A 17,714-nucleotide genomic window follows, 5' to 3' on the forward strand; every position below is an offset into this window, starting at 1 on the left:
ACGACGCCGCGAGCACGTAGAGCAGCCCGACATTGATGTCGGCGAGCACCACGCCCGACTGGAACGGCACCACCGCCCACACGATCAGCGCCACCGTGAAGGTGATGATCGGCGCCAGCAGGAACAACGTCCGGTTCGCCGCGGCCGGGATGATGGTTTCCTGCAGGAACACCTTCAGCCCGTCGGCGAAGCTCTGCAGCAGACCGAACGGCCCGACCACGTTCGGCCCGCGCCGCAGCGCCATCGCCGCCCAGATCTTGCGATCGGCATAGATGATCATCGCCACCGCCAGCATCAGCGGCAGCGCGATAACCAGGATCCCGACGATCGTCGCGGTGAACCACGCCCAGTCGTACGACATGCCGACGCTGGTGTTGAAGAAGTCGGTCATTCCGCCGCCTCCGCAAAGCTGTCGTCGCCGTGGATCAGTTCCGCCGAACAGCGCTGCATCGTCGGCGACGCCCGGCACACCGCGTTGGTCAGGTAGAAGTCCTTGATCGGATAGGCGACCTCGCCCGACCCCGCCGCATCGAGCACGGGCGGATTCCAGTCGAACCGCACCAGCCCGAGCGTGCCGAGCGCCGGCGTATCGACCGCCATCGCGGTGCGCAGGTCGGCCAGCGTGTCGAACGGCAGCGTGTGCCCGAGCGTCTCGGACAGCGCGCGGAAGATCGTCCAGTCCTCGCGCGCATCGCCCGGCGGAAACACCGCCCGCTCGCCGCGCTGGACGCGGCCTTCCAGATTGACCCACGTCCCCGATTTCTCGGCATAGGTCGCCCCTGGCAGGACGATGTCGGCCGCCTGTGCGCCCTTATCGCCATGATGCCCGACATAGACCTTGCAGCCGCCGAAGCGCGTGAAGTCGACCTCGTCGGCCCCCAGGAAGAAGGTCAGCTTGGCGTCCGCGACATCGGCGATGCCGCCCTTCTGCGCATAGCCGAGCATCAGCCCGCCCATCCGGCTCGCGGCCATATGGACGACGTTGAAGCCGTTCCAATCGTCTCGGACCAGGTTCAGCGACTTGGCGAGCGCGAGCGCGGCGCCGTGGCCGCCCTTCATCGCGGCGCCACCGACGATCACCATCGGCCGCTCGGCCTTGCCGAACAGCTCGGTCACCGCCTCGGGCAGATTGCCGAGCAGCGACAGATCGTTGCCGAGCCACTCCGCGCGATAGGTCAGGTCGGTCTCCGGCCCGATCGCGAACACCTTTGCGCCGCGCTTGATCGCCTTGCGGATTCGCGTGTTCACCAGCGGCGCTTCCCAGCGCAGGTTCGTCCCGACCAGCAGGATCGCGTCGGCGCGCTCGGCACCCGCGATCGTGGTGTTGAAGTTCACCGCGCCAAGGCTGGACGTATCATAGTCCATCCCGGTCTGCCGCCCCTCGAGCCGCGACGACCCGAGCCGCGCCAGCAGCGCCTTCGCCGCGAACATCGTCTCGCAATCGACCAGGTCGCCCGCGACCGCAGCCACGCTCGACCCCGCATTCACCGCGGCGATCGCCGCGAATGCCTCGTCCCAGGTCGCCTCGACCAGCTTGCCGTCGCGCCGCACATAGGGCTTGTCGAGGCGCCGGCGGACCAGCCCGTCGACCGCGTGGCGGGTCTTGTCGGTTGCCCATTCCTCGTTCACGTCGTCATTGATCCGTGGCACGCAGCGCAGCACCTGGCGGCCGCGCGCGTCGAGCCGGATGTTGGTGCCGACCGCGTCCATCACGTCGATCGTCAGCGTCTTGCGCAATTCCCACGGACGCGCCTCGAACGCATAGGGCTTGCTGGTCAGCGCACCAACCGGGCACAGGTCAACGACGTTGCCGCTCAGCTCGCTGGTCACCGCTTCCTCAAGATAGCTGGTGATCTGCATGTCCTCGCCGCGATAGATCGCGCCGATCTCCTCGACGCCCGCGACCTCCTCAGCGAAACGGACGCAGCGCGTGCACTGGATGCACCGGGTCATGATCGTCTTCACGATCGGGCCCATATACTTCTCGGTCACCGCGCGCTTGTTCTCGGTGTAGCGCGAATGGCCACGGCCATAGGCGATCGACTGGTCCTGCAAGTCGCACTCGCCACCCTGATCGCAGATCGGGCAATCGAGCGGGTGGTTGATCAGCAGGAATTCCATGATGCCCTCGCGGGCGTTCTTCACCATCGGCGTCGTGGTGAAGATCTCCTGGTTGTCCGCAGCCGGCAACGCACACGATGCCTGCGGCTTCGGCGGGCCAGGCTTCACCTCGACCAGGCACATCCGGCAATTGCCTGCGATGCTCAGCCGCTCGTGATAACAGAAACGCGGGATCTCCTTGCCCGCAAGCTCGCACGCCTGCAGCACGGTGGCGCCCTGCGGCACCTCGATCTCGATACCGTCTACTTTGACCTTGGGCATTACTCGGCCGCTTCCATCATCGGCGACAGATCGCCGCCACGCTCGTTGATGCGCCGCTCCAGTTCGGGGCGGAAATGCTTGATAAGGCCCTGGATCGGCCACGCCGCGGCATCGCCGAGCGCGCAGATCGAATGGCCCTCGACCTGTTTGGTCACCTGGAACAGGGTGTCGATCTCGCCGATGTCGGCGTCGCCGGTCCGCAGCCGTTCCATCACCCGCCACATCCACCCGGTGCCCTCGCGGCACGGCGTACACTGGCCGCAGCTCTCATGCTTGTAGAAATAGCTGATCCGGCTGATCGCGCGAACGATGTCGGTCGACTTGTCCATGACGATGATCGCCGCGGTGCCGAGGCCCGATCCGACCGCCTTCAACCCGTCGAAGTCCATCGCGCAGTCCATGATCTGCGCCGCGGGTACCAGCGGCACCGACGATCCGCCGGGGATCACCGCGAGCAGATTGTCCCACCCGCCGCGGATCCCGCCACAATGCGTCTCGATCAGCTCGCGAAAGCTGATGCTCATCGCCTCTTCGACGACGCACGGCTTCTCGACATGGCCGCTGATCTGGAACAGCTTGGTGCCGCGGTTGTTCTCCGCGCCGAAGCTCGAGAACCATGCCGCACCGCGCCGCAGGATCGTCGGCGCGACCGCGATCGATTCGACATTGTTGACCGTGGTCGGACAGCCATAGAGCCCAGCGCCCGCCGGGAAAGGCGGCTTCAGCCGCGGCTGGCCCTTCTTGCCCTCGAGGCTCTCGAGCATCGCGGTTTCTTCGCCGCAGATGTACGCGCCCGCCCCGCGGTGGACGAACACGTCGAAGTCATAGCCCGACCCGCACGCATTCTTGCCGATCAATCCCTTGCCGTACGCCTCAGCCACCGCCGCGGACAGCGTCTCGGCCTCGCGGATATATTCGCCGCGGATGTAGATGTACGCGGCCCGCGCGCGCATTGCATAGCCCGCGATCAGCGCGCCTTCGATCAGCTTGTGCGGATCGTGGCGGATGATCTCGCGATCCTTGCACGAACCAGGTTCGGATTCGTCGGCGTTGATCACCAGGAAGTTGGGACGGTCCGGCTTCGGCTCCTTGGGCATGAAGCCCCATTTGGTGCCAGTCGGGAACCCCGCGCCGCCACGGCCGCGCAGCCCCGACGCCTTCATCACGTCGATGATCGCGTCCTGGCCGAGCGCCATCAGCGCCTTGGTATTGTCCCAATCGCCCCGCGCCATCGCGGCATCGAGGTTCCACGGCTGGAATCCGTAGACGTTGGTGAAGATGCGATCCTTGTCGGCGAGCATCAGGCCCACTCCCCCCGATAATCGTGGTTCGCGTCGACCATCTCGCGCAGCGACGTCGGGCCGCCTTCTGGGCAGCTCGCGCGGCGACCGGTCTGCGGGCCGGGCGGCGGGACCTGTCCCTGCGCCAGCGCCTCCAGGATCGCGGTGGTGCGATCATAGTCGAGGTCTTCGAAATTGTCGTCGTTGATCTGCACCATCGGCGCGTTCGCGCAGGCGCCGAGGCATTCGACCTCGGTCAGCGTGAACAGGCCGTCGGGCGTCGTCCGCCCCTTCACCAGCCCATGGTTCTTGCACGCGGCGAGCACGTCGTCCGACCCACCCAGCATGCACGGCGTCGTGCCGCAGACCTGCACATGATAGCGGCCGACCGGCGCCAGGTTGAACATCGTGTAGAAGGTCGCGACCTCGTAGACGCGCATGTACGGCACGCCGATCTGGCGCGCGACGAACTCGATGACCGGCACCGGCAACCAACCCTGGGTCTGCGTCTCGGCGCCAACTTGGCGCTGCGCCAGATCGAGGAACGGTATCGACGCCGATTGCTCGCGACCCTTCGGATAGCGCCCGAGTATCTCGTTCGCCTTGCGCTGGTTCTCTTCCGACCACGCGAAGCCGCCCCAGCGTGCGCGGGTCTCTGCCTCATCGGGGATCTGCGGTGCTTCAGCCATCAGCGGTCACATTCACCAAAAACGATATCCATCGCGCCAAGGATCGCGGTCGTATCGGCCAGCATGTGGCCGCGGCTCATGAAGTCCATCGCCTGGAGATGGCTAAACGCGGTCGGCCTGATCTTGCAGCGATATGGTTTGTTGGTGCCGTCGGAGACCAGGTACACCCCGAACTCGCCCTTGGGGCTCTCAGTCGCGACGTACACTTCCCCCGCCGGAACGTGATAACCCTCGGTATAGAGCTTGAAGTGGTGGATCAGCGCTTCCATCGACTGCTTCATCTCGGCGCGCTTGGGCGGCACCACCTTGCGGTCGAGGCTCGCGATCGGCCCTTCCGGCATCTCGGCGAGGCACTGCTTCATGATCCGCGCCGACTGGCGGACCTCCTCGACGCGCACCATGAAGCGATCGTAGCAATCGCCGCGGGTGCCGACCGGGATCTCGAAATCCATCTTCGCATACACGTCATAGGGCTGCGATTTGCGCAGGTCCCACGGGATGCCCGCGGCGCGGATCATCGGCCCCGAAAAGCCCCACGCGATCGCGTCGTCGCGACTCACCGTGCCGATGTCGACGTTGCGCTGCTTGAAGATGCGGTTGTCCGCGACCAGGCTGATCGCGTCCTCGAACAGTCGCGGCAACCGGTCGTCGAGCCAATCGCCGATATCGGTGAGCAACCGCAGCGGCACGTCCTGATGGACGCCGCCGACGCGGAAATAATTGGCGTGCATCCGCGCGCCCGACGCGCGCTCGTAGAAGTTGAACGTGTCCTCGCGCAGCTCGAACAGCCACAGGTTCGGCGTCATCGCGCCGACGTCCATCACATGGCTGCCCAGATTGAGCAGGTGGTTCATGATGCGCGTAAGTTCGGCGAAGAATACCCGCAGATATTGCGCACGGATCGGCACTTCCAGATCGAGCAGTTTCTCGACCGCGAGCACATAGGTATGCTCCATGCACATCGGCGAGCAGTAATCGAGCCGGTCGAAATACGGCAGCGCCTGCGTGTAGGTCTTGTACTCGATCAGCTTCTCGGTGCCGCGGTGGAGCAGGCCGACGTGCGGATCGATCCGCTCGATGATCTCGCCGTCTAGCTCCATCACCAGGCGAAGCACGCCGTGCGCCGCGGGATGCTGGGGGCCAAAATTAATCGTGTAGTTCTGGATCGTGACGTCGCCCGTGGTCGGGTCGGACGCACCGGTTTCGCCGAGCATCTCGGCGATGTGCGGATCGATCGTCGTGGTGGCAGGTGCGTTCACTGGTTCTGCCCTTCCTTCTTGCTGGGCACGACGTCGGGATCGGCCGGCTTCGGCCCGGCATTCGGGTGCGGCTTGCCGGCACCGGTCTGCGCGGTGCTGGTCGCATCCGCCTTCGCGTAAGGTTCGCTCGACGCGGCGGGAGCCTTGGTCGCGCTCTGCGCCGCATCCGCCTTCACGATCGTATCGGCGCTGAGCGGCGTCTGCGCGCCCTTCGCTTCCGGCAGGGCCGCCTTCTCGTCACCGGGAAGTACGTACGCCGCACCCTCCCACGGGCTCATGAAGTCGAAGCTGCGGAAATCCTGCTGCAGGCTGATCGGCTCGTACACGACGCGCTTGGCCTCTTCCGAATAGCGCATCTCGACATAGCCCGACATCGGGAAGTCCTTGCGCAGCGGATGCCCGCGAAAGCCATAGTCGGTGAGGATCCGGCGGAGGTCCTGGTTGCCTGTGAACAACACGCCGTACAGGTCGTAGATCTCGCGCTCCAGCCAGCCCGCGACCGGCCACAGCCCGGTCACCGACGGCACCGGCTTGACCTCGTCGGTAGAGACATGGACGTGGAGCCGGTGATTACGCGTCAGCGACAACAGGCAATAGACCACCTCGAACCGTTCGGGACGGCCGGGGTAATCGACGCCCGCAATCTCCATCAGCTGCTGGTATTCGAGGCCCGGCGTATCGCGCAGCGCGGCGAGCGCACCGACGATCGCGTCGCGCTCGACATGGAGCGCGATCTCGCCGACACGTTCGACCGCATCGATCAGCGAACCACCCAGCGTCGCGCGAACCGTGTCTATCACGCCGTCGTTGCTGGCGAATGCAGGCGCGGACGCCCTCACCGGGCGATGCTCCCGGCGCGACGGATCTTCCGCTGCAACTGCATGATCCCGTACAGCAAGGCTTCCGCGGTCGGCGGGCAGCCCGGCACGTAGATGTCGACCGGCACGACACGATCGCACCCGCGCACGACGCTGTAGCTATAATGATAATAGCCGCCGCCATTGGCGCACGAGCCCATCGAGATGACGTATTTCGGCTCCGACATCTGATCGTAGACCTTGCGGAGCGCCGGCGCCATCTTGTTGCACAACGTGCCCGCGACGATCATCACGTCCGACTGGCGCGGCGATGCGCGCGGCGCCGCGCCGAACCGCTCGAGGTCGTAGCGCGGCATGTTGACGTGAATCATCTCGACCGCGCAGCACGCCAGCCCGAACGTCATCCACCAGAGCGATCCGGTACGCGCCCACTGGAATAGGTCCTCGGTCGACGTGACCAGGAAGCCCTTGTCGTTCAGCTCGCCGTTGAGGCTGTCGAAATACCCCTGGTCGGGCGCGATCGACACGCCGCTCTCGGGATTGTTGACCAACCCGATCGGACCGGAATGTGCCTCTACTCCCAATCCAACGCTCCCTTCTTCCACGCGTACACCAGGCCGAGCGCCAGTTCGGCGATAAAGATCATCATCGATATCCATGCGGTCCATCCCAGCGTGAAAACGCTTACTGCCCAAGGATATAGGAACGCTGCCTCGAGATCGAAGATGATGAACAGGATTGCGATGAGATAAAAGCGAACGTCGAATTGGCTGCGCGGATCCTCGAAGGCGGGGAAGCCGCATTCATACTCGCTGAGCTTCTGCTCGTTGGGCTGATGCGATCCGGTGAGGCGCGCGACCAGCATCGGCAGGAACACGAACGCGCTCGACAGGAGCAACGCGACGCCGAGGAACAGCAGGATCGGCAGATAGAGAGACAGGTCGATCAAAGGGCTTCTCGCATGTGCGAACAATGAAGGTCGCTTTAGGCCCGCGACCGAGGGGGAGCAAGGCCGCGAGGCGGTGAGAATCACTCGCAGAAAGCGGTTCTCCCACCTCCTGCCCCGCGACGGGGAGGTGGCGTCGCGAAGCAACGACGGCGGTGTAGGCAAGCGCCTCCCGTAAGAGCGCCGACCCCGCCCCTATCGCAGCGCGTTCGCCACCAGCTTGTGCAGCTTTGAATGCAGCGCATCGTTGGCCGCCAGATACTCCTGCCGCTCCATCGACCGGTCGCCGCCACGGAAGTCGGTGACGAACCCCCCGGCTTCCTTGATCAGCAACACGCCCGCGGCGACGTCCCAAGGCTGCAACGACGATTCCCAGAATCCGTCATACCGCCCCGCCGCCACCCAGGCGAGATCGAGCGACGCCGCGCCGATCCGGCGGATCCCCGCGACCTCGGGCGCAACCGCCCCGAAAATCCGGCTCCATTCCGCGAAGTTGCCGTGGCCGAGAAACGGGATCCCCGTCGCGATCAGCGCGTCGGCCAAGTCGCGCCGCGACGACACCCGCAACCGCTCCGACTGGACCCAGGCGCCCCGCCCCTTCTCCGCCCAGAAGCTCTCGTCGGTCAGCGGCTGATAGACCATCCCGGTTGTGATCTCGCGCTTGCCGCTCGGCATCGGCTCCTCGACCGCGATCGAGATCGCGAAATGCGGGATGCCGTGGAGGAAATTGGTCGTGCCATCGAGCGGGTCGACGATGAAGCGCGGCTTGTTGGGATCGCCCGCGATCTCGCCGCGCTCCTCCATCAGGAACCCCCAGTCGGGGCGTGCGCGCGACAATTCCTCGTAGATGGTCTGCTCGGCGCGCTTGTCCGCCACCGACACGAAGTCGGCGGGTCCCTTGCGGCTAACCTGCAGCTGCTGGACCTCGTTGAAGTCCCGCCGCAGCCGCGGTGCCGCCTTGCGCGCGGCACGATCGATGACGGTCATGAGACCTGAATGGGAAGGCATCGTCTTTACTCCTCCCCTCCCGCTTGCGGGAGGGGTCGGGGGAGGGTCTGTCGGCTAAGCGCGAAGATCAATCCGCGCGGCGGACGTAGGTCTGTTCGTACACGTCGACGACGATCCGGGTTCCCGCGCCGATATGCGGCGGCACCATCACGCGCACGCCGTTCTCGAGGATTGCGGGCTTGTAGCTCGACGAGGCGGTCTGCCCCTTCACGACTGCGTCGGCCTCGACGATCATCGCCTCGATCGTGTCGGGCAGCTGCACCGAGATCGGGCGCTCGTCCCACAGCTCCAGCACCACGTCCATGCCGTCCTGCAGGAACGCCGCGGCATCGCCGAGGATGCCCGCATCCAGCGTGATCTGCTCGTAATTATCCTTGTCCATGAAGGTCAGCGCATCGCCGTCCTTGAACAGGAACTGGAAATCCTTCGTATCGAGCCGGACCCGCTCGACGCTTTCGGCGGAGCGGAAGCGGACGTTGTTCTTGCGCCCGTCGACCAGGTTCTTCAGCTCGACCTGCATATAGGCGCCACCCTTGCCCGGCTGGGTGTGCTGGATCTTGACCGCGCGCCAGATGCCGCCTTCATATTCGATGATGTTGCCGGGACGGATGTCCACGCCGCTGATCTTCATGGATCTACCTACTGCAAAGAGCGAGTGCCGCCCGGCAAACCTGCCCGGCGGCGAAGAGGCGGGCTTTAGCCGCCCGCTCCGCCAGCGGCAAGCATGGGGTATGGATCGACGTCCTGTCCCTGATACCAACGCTGCGCCGGGTCGGTCCGCGTCGTGCCGAAATGCAGATGATAGTTCCCCGGCCCCGCGTCGCCGGTGTCCCCGACATAGCCGATCGTCTGGCCAGCCGCGACCTTGCCGCCCTCGGCGAGCCCCGGCGCGTAATCCGCGAGATGCGCGTAATAATAGGTCCAGCGCCGATCGGGCGAACGGACATAGACCGTCGTTCCACCGAGCCCACTCTGGAACAGCTTCTCGACCGTCCCCGATGCCGCGGCGAGCACCGGCGTGCCCGACGGCGCCATGATGTCGAGCCCGTGGTGAGCCCGCGAGCCCCCGCCCCGCGCGTCGCCCCAGTTGCGGACGAGCGCACTTCGCTTAACCCCCGCAACGGGAACCCTGAGGTGGCCGGAAGCATCAGCGAGCGCCGCAACGGAATTCGCGTCCGGCGCCCGCCGTGCTGCGCCCCCGAAGGACGTCATCGACACGAACGCCGCAACGATCAGCACGATGAACCCGATGATGAACCAACCGAGCTTGGTCATGACGTTACGGCTTGAAGACCGCCTTGGTCCCGGGCTTGATCATCATCGCCAGCCGCGCCGCGTCCCAGTTGGTCAAGCGGATGCAGCCATGGCTCTCGGCGCGCCCGATCGTCTCGGGGTTGGGCGTGCCGTGGATGCCGTAATGCTCCTTGGACAGATCGATCCACACGACGCCAACCGGGCCGTTCGGCCCCGGCGGCAGCATCGCGGGATCGTCGTCCTTCTTGGCGTCCCAGAACAGGTCGGGATTATAGTGGAACTTCGGGTTGTAATCCGCGCCGTTGATCTTCCAGGTGCCGATCGGCAGCGGATCCTTGCTCGACCCCATCGTCGCCGAGAATTGCGCGACCAGCTTGTCGTTCTTGTCGAGCACGCGCAGCACCGCCTCGGACTTGTCGACGACGACGTGATCCGCCGTCGGCTGCTTCGCATCGACGTTCAGCATCGACAGTGTCTGGCGCCAGTCGCCCCGCAGCTTGGGATCATAATCGCGCGACGTCGGCAGCGCGTTCGGGACGACGATCTTGCTACCGACCTTCAGCCGCGTGCTCGGCGAGTTCAGCGCGATCAGCACCGCTGGCGTGGTGTGAAACATCTCGCCGAGCTTCTCCATTGGCGTCCGGTAGCCGATCGTCGGCAACTTAGCCTGGAGCGCATAATCCTTGGGTAAGGGATTGATATATGGCCCTGCCAGGATCTCGCGGGTCAACGTCACCGCCGCGACCGGCCGTGTCGCGCGATATTGCGATAGCGCGCCGAGCGTCCGCTGGTCGGTCTTGCCCGTGATCGGCAGGCCGCGCGATTCCTGGAAACCCTTCAGCGCCGCGACCAGCGACTGCCCGCCCCGACCGTCGAGCACGCCCGGCCCGAAGCCGAGATGATCGAGGATCACCTGCACGTGGAGGATCGACCGATCGACCGGCGGGATCACGACCTTCGGTGCCTGCGCGGGAACCGCCCCTGCCGACACGGCCATCGCCGCAGTTCCGATGATCGACTTCCACATAGCCCGCTCCAATACCGTTACGCTTCGGCAAGGAACGGTCTTGATCCTGATTGGGTCCCGGACGTGGCGATGAAGTGGGAAGAGCATCACCGCCTACCACCACCCCCCGACGAAGGCCGGTGCCCAGTAGGGAAGGCAGAGACAACGGAGCACTGAAACCAGCCAAGCGCGTCTCGCCATCAGGCTCCGGCCTTCGCCGGGGTGGGTACTAATATGCCAAGCTTCCTGCCGCGTCAGATCACCAAGCGCAGCTGATCAACCGCTCAGAAGCGCGCCGAATTCCTTCACCGCCGCCGCTTCGTCACCGCTCCACACCGCATTCGATGCCGCAATGAAATCGGCGCCCGCAGCGATCAGCGGCGCGGCGTTGCCGGGAGTGATCCCCCCGATCGCAACGCACGGCATTTCGAAGACCGCCGACCACCAGGACAGGATCGAGGGCTCCGGCCGATGCGTCGCCACCTTGGTGGTCGTAGGATAGAAGCTGCCGAACGCGACATAATCCGCCCCCGCCTCGCCCGCTTCCATCGCGAAGTGACGGCTGTCGTGGCACGTCACCCCGATCTGCGCCGCCGGGCCCAGCGCCGCACGTGCGTCGCGCGGGTCGCCGTCGTCCTGGCCGAGATGAACCCCGTCCGCCCCCAGCCGCTTCGCCAGCCCGACATCGTCGTTGACGATGAACGCTACGTCGCGCGCCGCGCAGATCGCCTGCAACGGCTCCGCAAGCGCGGCGGCGACATGCTGGTCGACATCCTTGACCCGGAACTGGAACGCCGCCACCGGCCCGGCGTCGAGCGCGCGGGCCAGCCGGTCGGCGAAGCCGCCACTGACGTCCAGCGGCGACACCAGATAAAGCTGGCACGGTGGCCGCCGGTCGGCGCGTTTGAAGTTGGCCGCGAACTCGGGGTCGAGCGGGCCGAGCGGATCTTCGGTCATACTGCCGTCCCGCGCGCTGCGGCGATCATTCCAGGCCCTTGTAGATACGCACCAGCCGCTCGAGCATCGACAGCGCCTCGGCGCGGGGTCGCTGGAAGGTGTTGCGGCCGATGATCGACCCGTTGCCGCCGCCGTCGCGGATGTCGCGCGCGTCCTGGAACACCGCGTCGGCGCCCTTCGACGCGCCGCCCGAGAAGACGTTGATCCGCCGCCCCGCGAAGCTCGACTGCACCACATGCTTCACGCGCTTGGCCATCGTCGACCAGTCGCCGTCCTTGTAGACCGCGACGGCTTCCTTCTGCTCGATATGGTCCGTCGGCAGCTTGGTCTTGATGATATGCGCGCCGAGCAGCGCCGCCATGTGTGCGGCATAGGCGCCGACATCGAGCGCGAGTTCGCCGTCCTTCGACAGGTCGCCACCGCGAGGATAGGACCAGATCACCGTCGCGATGCCGACCGACTTGGCCTCTTCGCTCAACTCGCGGATCTCTTCCATCTGCTCGAAGATCTGTTCGGATCCGGGATAGATGGTGAAGCCGATCGCCGCGCACCCCAGTTTCAGCGCGTCCGACACGCTGCCGGTTACCGCCTGGTCGATCGACGTCGCCCAGCTGTTCGAACTGTTGACCTTCAGGATCGTCGGGATCCGCCCCGCAAAGGTGTCCGCCCCGGCTTCGAGCATACCGAGCGGCGCCGCGAACGCCGATAGCCCGGCGTCGATCGCCAACTGGTAGTGATAATGGGGATCATAGGCGTCGGGGTTGATCCCGAACGACCGCGCCGGGCCATGTTCGAAGCCCTGGTCGACCGGCAGGATGATCAGCTTGCCGGTGCCGCCGAGATGCCCTTGCATCAGGATGCGCGCGAGGTTCGCCTTCACCGCTGGGCTGGTCGCCTCGTACTTGTCGAGAATGGCGGTTACCTGCGGCGTCATCGATTTTTCCTCGGCTCTGCTGTTCAATGCGGGCCTGTTAGCCCCCCACCACCATGCCCGCAATGCAAGAGGTCAAAGGTCCAACCAGCGCCGCAGCGCGATGTCGATCTGCTCCATCGTTGCGGAATCGATCCGGCCGATCACCGGGCCAAGATACTCCGCGGCATCCGTATAGATCCAATCCACTTGGACCTCACTCGGCACGCGCAGGCCGTTTTCTTCGTGAGGCGCGACGAACGGACGTTGTCCGGCCGTTCCTCTCAACTGCGAAGTCAACGGACAGACGGAGACCTTTCCAGCGATACTTAGCGCGCTGTTCCGTTGCACGACGACACACGGCCGCGGCTTGGCGGTGGGCGTACCCGATTGCCGGATCAGCACCAGATCGCCGCGTTTCACGCCGGCGGACCGTCCGGTCCCCAGTCGAATCCACCGTCTTCAGCGTCCAGTGATCGCAGCCACGCGGTCGCCGCATCGTCTTCGACGGGTCGGATGAGTTCGGCACGCGCGGTAGCGTCCAATGACGCTGCATGCCGGATCTGCTCGTCAACGGCCTCACGGTCGAGACGTTCAACGATCCAGTCGCGCGCAATCGCGCTTTTCGCCCGGCCACGCTCGCGAGCATGCCGGGCAAGCCGGCCTTCATCCTGATCATTCAAGCGGATGCCGAGCATCGGAAGTCTCCGTTCAACATGTTGATCGTAAGTTCACTCGATCAACGCGTCAACGCAGCGACCCCCGGCAATTCGCGGCCTTCCATCCACTCCAGGAACGCGCCACCCGCGGTTGAGACGAAGGTGAACTGGTCCGCCACCCCCGCCTGGTTCAGCGCCGCGACGGTGTCGCCACCGCCCGCAACCGACACCAGGCTGCCATCCTGCGTCAGCGCCGCCGCAGTCCGCGCCAGGCTCACCGTTGCGACTTCGAACGGCGGCGTCTCGAACGCGCCCAGCGGCCCGTTCCAAACCAGGGTGCGGCAGTTCTTGAGCACGTCGCCGAGCGACTCCACCGCCGCAGGGCCGACATCGAGGATCATCTCGTCCGCCGCGACCTCATGCACGTTGACGGTCCGCGTCGCCGGATTGGCCCTGAACTCCTTGGCCACGGCCACGTCATAGGGCAGGTGCACAGTACACCCGGCACGATCCGCGGCTGCCATGATCTCGTCGGCGACACTCGCAAGATCATGTTCGCACAGGCTTTTGCCGACGTTCACCCCGCGCGCGGCTAGGAAGGTATTGGCCATGCCGCCGCCGATGATCAGATGATCCACGCGCCCGACCAGATGCTTCAGCACGTCCAGCTTGGTCGAAACCTTGGCGCCTCCGACGACCGCCGCCACCGGATGCTCCGGAACGCCCAGCGCCCTCTCCAACGCAATCAGTTCCGCTTCCATCGCCCGACCGGCGTAGGATGGCAGCACATGCGCCAATCCCTCGGTCGATGCGTGCGCGCGATGCGCCGCCGAGAAGGCATCGTTGACGTAAAGATCGCCCAATCTGGCAAAACGCTCAACGACTTGCGGATCGTTCCTCTCTTCGCCGCCAAAGAATCGGGTATTCTCAAGGATCGCGATGTCGCCCGGCTGGAGCGTCGCGACCGCCTCGTCGGCGCCTTCCCAATCGATATAACGAACCTCACGACCGAGCACCGCCGTATACGGCCGCGCAAGCATCGCCAGCGACATGTCGGGCGTCGGCACGCCCTTGGGCCGACCGAAATGCGCGAGCACCAGCACGATCGCACCGCGGTCGGCCAGCTCGGTCACGGTCGGCAGCGTCGCCCGCAGGCGGGTGTCGTCGCTCACCGAACCATCGGCCATCGGCACGTTCAGATCCTCGCGCACGAGCACGCGCTTGCCGGTGACATCGCCGATATCGTCGAGCGTCTTGAATGGCTTGGTCATGGTTCCTCGATCCTGATATGATCACCGACGTTGATCGTGCCGCCGGCCTTCACGCGGGTACAAGCGCCCCCACGCCAGTCGGGTGTCAGCGCGGCCTGCAATCCCGGCGCAATCGCGTCCATTCGGTAGCACGGATCGCACTCGGTCGTGATCGCGAGCACCACGTCGGTGCCGATCCGCAACAGCGTCCCCGGGGTTTGCGGCAGGTCGAACCCGTCGAGCAGCAGGTTCACCCGTCGCTCCTGCCACGGAATGTCGCGGTCGATCTCCGCAAGCGCGGCATCCCAGTCGACGCGTTCCATCAGCGTAACCTGCCGCCGGCCGCGCCCGCCGGGTTTGACCCGCCCTCGAAAGTCGCCATCGAGGCCGCCGTCGGTCGTCACGCCAACGTGGTCGATCACCTCCATCGCGCCCTTCGGCACCGCATGCCGGGCGATCCCGATCACGGTGCCGACCATCATGCCGCCCTAGAGGAACTTGGCCATCGCGGTGGCGGTGTCCACCATACGGTTGGAAAAGCCCCATTCATTGTCGTACCAGCTGACCACGCGGACCAGCTTGCCGTCGATCACCGCGGTCTCGAGGCTGTCGACGGTCGACGATGCGGGCGTGTGCATCAGGTCGATCGACACCAGCGGCTCGTCCGACCAGTCGAGCACCCCGACAAGCGGACCGCTCTCGGAAGCAGCCTTCAGAATCGCGTTGACCTCGTCGCGCGTCGTGTCGCGCTTCGGGGTGAAGGTCAGGTCGACCAGGCTCACGTCGGGCACCGGCACGCGGATCGCCGACCCGTCCAGCCTGCCCTTCAACTCGGGCAACACTTCGCCGACCGCGCGCGCGGCGCCGGTCGTTGTCGGAATCATCGACATCGCCGCCGCGCGCGCACGGCGCAGATCGGGGTGGATCTGGTCGAGGATCTTCTGATCGTTGGTATAGGCGTGCACCGTCGTCATCAGCCCGCGCTCGATGCCGATCGCGTCGTTCAGCACCTTGGCGACCGGTGCGAGGCAGTTGGTGGTGCACGACGCATTCGACACGATCACGTGCTCGGCGGTCAGCTTCTCGTGATTGACCCCGTAAACGACGGTGAGATCGACACCCTTGCCGGGCGCTGAGATCAGGACGCGCTTGGCCCCTGCCGCCAGATGCTTGCTGCAGGACTCCTTGTCGGTGAAGAAACCGGTGCACTCCAGCACGATGTCGATGCCGAGTTCGGCATGCGGCAGATTCGCGGGGTCGCGCTCCGCGGTGACGCGGATATGCTTGCCGTCGACCACCAGGTCGTTGCCCTCGGCCGATACTTGGCCCGGATAGCGGCCATGGACGCTGTCGCGGCTGAACAGCCACGCGTTCGATTTGGCGTCGGCCAGATCGTTGATCGCGACGAGTTCGAGCTCGCCACCCTTTTCGAGGATCGCCCGTGCGACGAGGCGGCCGATCCGCCCGAAGCCATTGATCGCAACCTTCGTCATTCGCCATCTCCTCGAAAGCCGGTTTCCCGGTCGACCGCGCGGATTTCACCGTGCCGCAAGCGGCTCGCCTTTGCGGGGGCACGGCGCCCCGTGTCAACCGCGAGCGTGGCCCGAAACCGGCTTGCCGCAGGGCACTCGCATGCTATCGCGGAACCATGTCCACCACCGCGACCAGTGCCGCAGATCGTGTCGATGCGGCGATCGCCCGAATCGAGCAAGCGATCGAACGACGCGCGCGAAGCAGCGATGCGCTCGCCAATCGCCATGCCGCGTTGAAGGCGCGGATGGCCGAAGCGGTCGCCGCGCTCGACGACGTCATCGCCCGCGGGAGCAACGGCTGATGGCCGAGGTCACACTCTCGATCGGCGGTCGCTCGCACGTCGTGGGCTGCCGCGATGGCGAGGAAGCGCGTGTCCGCCTGCTCGGGCAGATGCTCGACGAACGCTGGGCGGTCGCGAACCGCGCTGCGGGCGGCCTCAACAGCGAACGCGCGATGTTCTTCGTCGCGCTGATGCTGGCCGACGATTACGACGAGGCGCTGACCCGTCCGCCCGCCGGCGCGGCGGTCAGCGAATCGGCGCTCGCGCGGATCGCAGACCGGCTCGAAGCGCTCGCATCCGCCCTTGAGAATGAGCCGCACAGCGCCTAGATAGAAACACGGCGGGTTCTGCCCGATACGAGCCTTTATTATCCCTGAGGCTATTCATCTTCCTAGGGGGCTGTCCCTGCCCGGATCCTGGTCCGACGTACATGGTCCCCACCTGACGTACCGTGCGTCAGAGGATAACCCGGCAAACGGTTACGGCGGGCCCGCCACCCTGCGACCAGCCATGACCGACAAGCAAGCGCTCCGCGCCGCCCTGCGCGCCGCACGCGATCGCAGCCCCGGCGGTACGATCCTCGTTCCCCAAGAAGTGCGCGCACGCCTGGCCGCGGGCGTCATCGTCACCAGCTATGTACCGATCGGCAGCGAAGCCGATCCCGCACCGCTCGTTCGATCGGCGCTTACGGCAGGATGCACCCTCGCGATGCCGCATGTCGTTAGCCGCAGCGAACCACTCCGCTTCCTGGCGTGGTCGCCGGGTGATGCCCTCGTCCCCGGCCCCTTCGGCCTCAGCCAGCCTGCTAGCACAGCCGACGAGGTCGATCCGGCCATCATCCTCACTCCGCTGGTCGGCTTCGATCGCCACGGCAACCGGCTCGGGCAGGGCGCCGGCTATTACGACCGTGCGTTCGCGCGCTTTCCCCGCGCCTGGCGGATCGGCGTTGCGCTTGCGGTCCAGGAGGTCGACAGCGTCCCCACCGAAACGTGGGACGTCCCGCTCCACGCCATCGTCACCGAACAGGAATGGATCACGCCATGACGCCAAGTTGGCGCAAGCCCGTCGGAACCCTCGGGATCCTGATGTTCATCACGGTCTGGTGCGTGCTGATCGTCAGCCTATCCGCACTGGTCGGCACCTGGCCCTGGTTCGTGCAGACCGTGTTCTACCTCGTTACCGGCATCGTCTGGATCATGCCGTTGAAGCCGGTGCTGCTGTGGATGGAGACCGGCCGCTGGCGTTAAGGGAGCGCGCGCTCCGCCGCTAGCGGTTGTGCTCCCCCTCGCCCATCATTCCCGCGCGGGCGGGGATCCATGACCTGTACCGTCAGCGGCTAATCACGACCGTGCGCGAGTGTGGATCCCCGCTCCGCGGCGTTGACGATAGTATGTCGAGGAACGCTACATCATCCCACCCACAGCGAAGGGGTGGCGCGAGTGACGGGGCTCGAACCCGCGACCTCCGGCGTGACAGGCCGGCG

General features: G+C 65.7%; 23 protein-coding genes. 4 read left to right on the forward strand and 19 right to left on the reverse strand.

What is annotated here, in order from left to right; genetic code table 11:
- The 19 genes from ACFE77_RS13710 to gap all read right to left on the reverse strand — a co-directional run.
- On the reverse strand, positions 1 to 391 hold a 391-nt coding region (locus ACFE77_RS13710; protein WP_375422207.1), incomplete at its 3' end, for an NADH-quinone oxidoreductase subunit H.
- Positions 388 to 2,382 (reverse strand): NADH-quinone oxidoreductase subunit NuoG, encoded by a 1,995-nt coding sequence (nuoG, locus tag ACFE77_RS13715; RefSeq protein WP_375422208.1) that lies wholly within the window; start codon positions 2,380 to 2,382, stop codon positions 388 to 390. The genes ACFE77_RS13710 and nuoG, both read right to left, overlap by 4 nt.
- Entirely contained in the window at positions 2,382 to 3,683 is a 1,302-nt protein-coding gene (gene nuoF, locus ACFE77_RS13720) for an NADH-quinone oxidoreductase subunit NuoF (protein WP_375422209.1), read from the reverse strand. The genes nuoG and nuoF overlap by 1 nt, the downstream gene beginning before the upstream one ends.
- Positions 3,683 to 4,351: a complex I 24 kDa subunit family protein gene (locus tag ACFE77_RS13725; RefSeq protein WP_375422210.1), complete on the reverse strand. Its 669-nt coding sequence runs from the start codon at positions 4,349 to 4,351 to the stop codon at positions 3,683 to 3,685. The genes nuoF and ACFE77_RS13725 overlap by 1 nt, the downstream gene beginning before the upstream one ends.
- Entirely contained in the window at positions 4,351 to 5,565 is a 1,215-nt protein-coding gene (locus tag ACFE77_RS13730; RefSeq protein ID WP_375422228.1) for an NADH-quinone oxidoreductase subunit D, read from the reverse strand. The genes ACFE77_RS13725 and ACFE77_RS13730 overlap by 1 nt, the downstream gene beginning before the upstream one ends.
- Positions 5,566 to 5,606: 41 nt before the next feature.
- Positions 5,607 to 6,449, reverse strand: a complete 843-nt coding sequence (locus ACFE77_RS13735; RefSeq protein WP_375422211.1) for an NADH-quinone oxidoreductase subunit C — start codon at positions 6,447 to 6,449, stop codon at positions 5,607 to 5,609.
- Positions 6,446 to 7,012, reverse strand: coding sequence for a NuoB/complex I 20 kDa subunit family protein (locus ACFE77_RS13740; RefSeq protein WP_375422212.1), 567 nt, complete (start codon positions 7,010 to 7,012; stop codon positions 6,446 to 6,448). The genes ACFE77_RS13735 and ACFE77_RS13740 overlap by 4 nt, the downstream gene beginning before the upstream one ends.
- Complete coding sequence (ndhC, locus tag ACFE77_RS13745) at positions 7,003 to 7,377, reverse strand: NADH-quinone oxidoreductase subunit A (RefSeq protein WP_375422213.1); 375 nt, start codon at positions 7,375 to 7,377, stop codon at positions 7,003 to 7,005. Before ndhC ends, ACFE77_RS13740 begins: the two co-directional genes overlap by 10 nt.
- Positions 7,378 to 7,569: 192 nt before the next feature.
- On the reverse strand, positions 7,570 to 8,382 hold the full coding sequence (locus tag ACFE77_RS13750) for an inositol monophosphatase family protein (protein ID WP_375422214.1): 813 nt from the start codon (positions 8,380 to 8,382) through the stop codon (positions 7,570 to 7,572).
- A gap of 67 nt (positions 8,383 to 8,449) precedes the next feature.
- Positions 8,450 to 9,013, reverse strand: coding sequence for an elongation factor P (gene efp, locus ACFE77_RS13755; RefSeq protein WP_375422215.1), 564 nt, complete (start codon positions 9,011 to 9,013; stop codon positions 8,450 to 8,452).
- A gap of 65 nt (positions 9,014 to 9,078) precedes the next feature.
- Positions 9,079 to 9,657 carry a M23 family metallopeptidase gene (locus ACFE77_RS13760; protein ID WP_375422216.1) on the reverse strand — a complete coding sequence of 193 codons (579 nt, stop codon included), beginning with the start codon at positions 9,655 to 9,657 and terminating at the stop codon, positions 9,079 to 9,081.
- A 4-nt stretch (positions 9,658 to 9,661) separates the two neighbouring features.
- Positions 9,662 to 10,663, reverse strand: a complete 1,002-nt coding sequence (locus tag ACFE77_RS13765; protein ID WP_375422217.1) for a L,D-transpeptidase — start codon at positions 10,661 to 10,663, stop codon at positions 9,662 to 9,664.
- A gap of 255 nt (positions 10,664 to 10,918) precedes the next feature.
- Positions 10,919 to 11,599 carry a thiamine phosphate synthase gene (gene thiE, locus ACFE77_RS13770; RefSeq protein WP_375422218.1) on the reverse strand — a complete coding sequence of 227 codons (681 nt, stop codon included), beginning with the start codon at positions 11,597 to 11,599 and terminating at the stop codon, positions 10,919 to 10,921.
- A gap of 25 nt (positions 11,600 to 11,624) precedes the next feature.
- Positions 11,625 to 12,533 (reverse strand): class I fructose-bisphosphate aldolase, encoded by a 909-nt coding sequence (locus ACFE77_RS13775; protein WP_375422219.1) that lies wholly within the window; start codon positions 12,531 to 12,533, stop codon positions 11,625 to 11,627.
- Positions 12,534 to 12,605: 72 nt separating this feature from the next.
- Positions 12,606 to 12,932, reverse strand: a complete 327-nt coding sequence (locus ACFE77_RS13780) for a type II toxin-antitoxin system PemK/MazF family toxin (RefSeq protein ID WP_375422220.1) — start codon at positions 12,930 to 12,932, stop codon at positions 12,606 to 12,608.
- Positions 12,929 to 13,207, reverse strand: coding sequence for a hypothetical protein (locus ACFE77_RS13785; protein ID WP_375422221.1), 279 nt, complete (start codon positions 13,205 to 13,207; stop codon positions 12,929 to 12,931). Before ACFE77_RS13785 ends, ACFE77_RS13780 begins: the two co-directional genes overlap by 4 nt.
- A 41-nt stretch (positions 13,208 to 13,248) precedes the next feature.
- The gene (locus ACFE77_RS13790) at positions 13,249 to 14,439 is read right to left on the reverse strand and encodes a phosphoglycerate kinase (RefSeq protein WP_375422222.1); all 1,191 of its coding nucleotides are present in this window, start codon (positions 14,437 to 14,439) and stop codon (positions 13,249 to 13,251) included.
- Entirely contained in the window at positions 14,436 to 14,897 is a 462-nt protein-coding gene (locus ACFE77_RS13795; RefSeq protein WP_375422229.1) for an MOSC domain-containing protein, read from the reverse strand. The genes ACFE77_RS13790 and ACFE77_RS13795 overlap by 4 nt, the downstream gene beginning before the upstream one ends.
- 9 nt (positions 14,898 to 14,906) lie before the next feature.
- Positions 14,907 to 15,911: a type I glyceraldehyde-3-phosphate dehydrogenase gene (gene gap / locus ACFE77_RS13800; RefSeq protein WP_375422223.1), complete on the reverse strand. Its 1,005-nt coding sequence runs from the start codon at positions 15,909 to 15,911 to the stop codon at positions 14,907 to 14,909.
- Positions 15,912 to 16,066: 155 nt separating this feature from the next.
- On the opposite strand from gap, the gene ACFE77_RS13805 reads away from it, so the two are divergent.
- The 4 genes from ACFE77_RS13805 (at position 16,067) to ACFE77_RS13820 (ending at position 17,478) form a co-directional block, all read left to right on the forward strand.
- Entirely contained in the window at positions 16,067 to 16,252 is a 186-nt protein-coding gene (locus ACFE77_RS13805) for a hypothetical protein (protein ID WP_375422224.1), read from the forward strand.
- Entirely contained in the window at positions 16,252 to 16,560 is a 309-nt protein-coding gene (locus ACFE77_RS13810; RefSeq protein ID WP_375422225.1) for a cell division protein ZapA, read from the forward strand. The genes ACFE77_RS13805 and ACFE77_RS13810 overlap by 1 nt, the downstream gene beginning before the upstream one ends.
- A 181-nt stretch (positions 16,561 to 16,741) precedes the next feature.
- The gene (locus tag ACFE77_RS13815) at positions 16,742 to 17,275 is read left to right on the forward strand and encodes a 5-formyltetrahydrofolate cyclo-ligase (protein WP_375422226.1); all 534 of its coding nucleotides are present in this window, start codon (positions 16,742 to 16,744) and stop codon (positions 17,273 to 17,275) included.
- A complete protein-coding gene (locus ACFE77_RS13820) occupies positions 17,272 to 17,478 on the forward strand; it encodes a DUF2842 domain-containing protein (RefSeq protein WP_375422227.1) in 207 nt (68 codons plus the stop codon). Before ACFE77_RS13815 ends, ACFE77_RS13820 begins: the two co-directional genes overlap by 4 nt.
- The last annotated feature ends 236 nt before the right edge of the window (positions 17,479 to 17,714 follow it).

Source organism: uncultured Sphingomonas sp. (assembly GCF_964243315.1).
Taxonomy (GTDB): domain Bacteria; phylum Pseudomonadota; class Alphaproteobacteria; order Sphingomonadales; family Sphingomonadaceae; genus Sphingomonas.

Bases quoted from the DNA above. Each gene is read 5' to 3' on its own strand.
- ACFE77_RS13760 (WP_375422216.1), bottom strand. From the start codon at position 9,657: ATGACCAAGCTCGGTTGGTTCATCATCGGGTTCATCGTGCTGATCGTT.
- ACFE77_RS13750 (WP_375422214.1), bottom strand. From the start codon at position 8,382: ATGCCTTCCCATTCAGGTCTCATGACCGTCATCGATCGTGCCGCGCGC.
- ACFE77_RS13725 (WP_375422210.1), bottom strand. From the start codon at position 4,351: ATGGCTGAAGCACCGCAGATCCCCGATGAGGCAGAGACCCGCGCACGC.
- gap (WP_375422223.1), bottom strand. From the start codon at position 15,911: ATGACGAAGGTTGCGATCAATGGCTTCGGGCGGATCGGCCGCCTCGTC.
- ACFE77_RS13775 (WP_375422219.1), bottom strand. From the start codon at position 12,533: ATGACGCCGCAGGTAACCGCCATTCTCGACAAGTACGAGGCGACCAGC.
- ACFE77_RS13795 (WP_375422229.1), bottom strand. From the start codon at position 14,897: ATGGTCGGCACCGTGATCGGGATCGCCCGGCATGCGGTGCCGAAGGGC.
- ACFE77_RS13810 (WP_375422225.1), top strand. From the start codon at position 16,252: ATGGCCGAGGTCACACTCTCGATCGGCGGTCGCTCGCACGTCGTGGGC.
- thiE (WP_375422218.1), bottom strand. From the start codon at position 11,599: ATGACCGAAGATCCGCTCGGCCCGCTCGACCCCGAGTTCGCGGCCAAC.
- ACFE77_RS13815 (WP_375422226.1), top strand. From the start codon at position 16,742: ATGACCGACAAGCAAGCGCTCCGCGCCGCCCTGCGCGCCGCACGCGAT.
- ACFE77_RS13820 (WP_375422227.1), top strand. From the start codon at position 17,272: ATGACGCCAAGTTGGCGCAAGCCCGTCGGAACCCTCGGGATCCTGATG.
- ACFE77_RS13765 (WP_375422217.1), bottom strand. From the start codon at position 10,663: ATGTGGAAGTCGATCATCGGAACTGCGGCGATGGCCGTGTCGGCAGGG.
- ACFE77_RS13790 (WP_375422222.1), bottom strand. From the start codon at position 14,439: ATGACCAAGCCATTCAAGACGCTCGACGATATCGGCGATGTCACCGGC.
- efp (WP_375422215.1), bottom strand. From the start codon at position 9,013: ATGAAGATCAGCGGCGTGGACATCCGTCCCGGCAACATCATCGAATAT.
- ACFE77_RS13805 (WP_375422224.1), top strand. From the start codon at position 16,067: ATGTCCACCACCGCGACCAGTGCCGCAGATCGTGTCGATGCGGCGATC.
- ACFE77_RS13730 (WP_375422228.1), bottom strand. From the start codon at position 5,565: ATGCTCGGCGAAACCGGTGCGTCCGACCCGACCACGGGCGACGTCACG.
- nuoF (WP_375422209.1), bottom strand. From the start codon at position 3,683: ATGCTCGCCGACAAGGATCGCATCTTCACCAACGTCTACGGATTCCAG.
- ACFE77_RS13785 (WP_375422221.1), bottom strand. From the start codon at position 13,207: ATGCTCGGCATCCGCTTGAATGATCAGGATGAAGGCCGGCTTGCCCGG.
- nuoG (WP_375422208.1), bottom strand. From the start codon at position 2,382: ATGCCCAAGGTCAAAGTAGACGGTATCGAGATCGAGGTGCCGCAGGGC.